This is a genomic window from Streptomyces sp. NPDC059900, from assembly GCF_050270335.1.
Lineage (GTDB): Bacteria > Actinomycetota > Actinomycetes > Streptomycetales > Streptomycetaceae > Streptomyces.
On record NZ_JBNNJZ010000725.1, the window covers coordinates 1,889 to 3,632 of the forward strand.

Below are 1,744 nucleotides of genomic sequence, written 5' to 3' on the forward strand. Positions count from 1 at the left end.
CGAGGTCGACGATCTCGAGTCCGCATGGGCCGACGATCGCGCGTAAGCCACTCGACCCAGGCAACTGTGAGGAGAAAAGCTGATGGCCCGAGCTCGTGTCGAGGACGTTTGGCCGTTGTCGCCGCTGCAGGAAGGGCTGCTGTTCCACGCTTCGTTCGATGACCAGGGTGCCGATGTATACCAGGGGCAGCGTGGCGTCGACCTGATCGGGCCCCTGGACGCCGACGTGCTGCGTGCCTCCTGGGAAGCGCTGCTGGGCCGGCACGATGCGCTGCGGGCGAGTTTCCGGCGGCGGACCTCGGGCGAACCGGTGCAGGTCATCGCGCGCGAGGTGACCTTGCCCTGGCAGCACGTGGACGTCAGCGGGCTGGCGGAAGCCGACGCGGCCGCCGAGGTCGAGCGGCGGTGCGCGGCGGAACTGCGGGAGCGCTTCGACCCGGCGACGCCGCCGCTGCTGCGACTGCTCCTCATCCGCCTCGCCGAAGACCGCCACCGGCTCGTGCTGACCAGCCACCACGTCCTCATGGACGGCTGGTCGCTGCCCGTGCTCTTCGGCGAACTGGCGGCCATCTACGCCGCCGACGGAGACACGCGCACATTGCCCGGGGCCACCTCGTACCGGAACTACCTGGCCTGGTTGCAGCGCCAGGACAAGCCCGCAGCGCGGGCGGCCTGGCAGGCAGAACTCGCCGGCGCCGAAGAGCCGACGCTGGTCGCCCCCGCCGACCCGGGCAGGCGGCCCGGCGAGCCCGCGAACCTCATCACCGACCTCTCGGCCGAGCTGACCCGGGACCTCACCCGGCTGGCCCGTGGCCAGGGCGTGACCCTCAACACCGTGATCCAGGCCGCCTGGGCGCTGGTCCTTGGACAGCTGGCGGGCCGTACGGATGTGGTGTTCGGCGCGACCGCCGCCGGGCGGCCCCCGGAACTGCCCGGCGTGGAGTCCATGGTCGGCCTTTTCATGAACACCCTCCCCGTGCGGGTACGCCTCGAGGCCGCCCAACCGGTCGCCCAACTCCTCGCCGACCTGCAAAAACGCCAGTCCGCGCTGATGGCGCACCAGCACCTCGGACTGCCCGAGGTGCAGCGGCTCGCCGGACCGGGCGGCGTCTTCGACACGATCGTGGTGTATGAGAACTACCCGAGCCCGCCGCAGGAGGAGCCCGCCCCCGAACGCCTCGAAATCCGCCGCACACCGGCGGTGCGGGACGCCTCCCACTATCCGCTCGCGCTGATCGTGGTGCCCGAGGAGCGGATGCATCTCAAGCTGGACTACCAGGGCGAGCTGTTCGGGCGGGAGGACGTCGTCGCGATCGCCGGCCGGTTGGTGCGGGTCCTTGAGCAGGTGGCGGCGGATCCGCGGGTGCGGGTGAGTGAACTCGAGCTGCTCGCTGCGGGCGAGCGGGCGCTGGTGGTGGGGGAGTGGAACGCCACGGTGCGGCCGGTGCCGTCACTGTCCGTCCCTGAGCGTTTCCGGGAGCGAGCGGCCCAGAACCCGGGGGCGGCAGCGGTTCGGTGCGGCGTCGAGGCCCTCTCGTACGGGGAGTTGGACGCCCGGTCGAACCGGCTGGCCCGCTACCTCCGTCGGCAGGGCGTGCGCGGGGAGTCGCGGGTGGGTCTGCGGCTGCCCCGGGGTGTCGACATGGTGGTGTCGATGCTGGCGGTGTGGAAGGCCGGTGGTGCGTATGTGCCGCTGGATCCGGAGTACCCCGCCGACCGCCTGGACTTCATGACGGTCGACAGC

The 1,744-nt window shown here is 71.6% G+C and carries 1 protein-coding gene; it reads left to right on the forward strand.

What is annotated here, in order from left to right:
- Positions 1–82: 82 nt before the first annotated feature.
- A partial coding sequence (locus tag ACQKIP_RS42760; protein ID WP_427745480.1) for a condensation domain-containing protein occupies positions 83–1,744 on the forward strand: 1,662 nt, incomplete at its 3' end.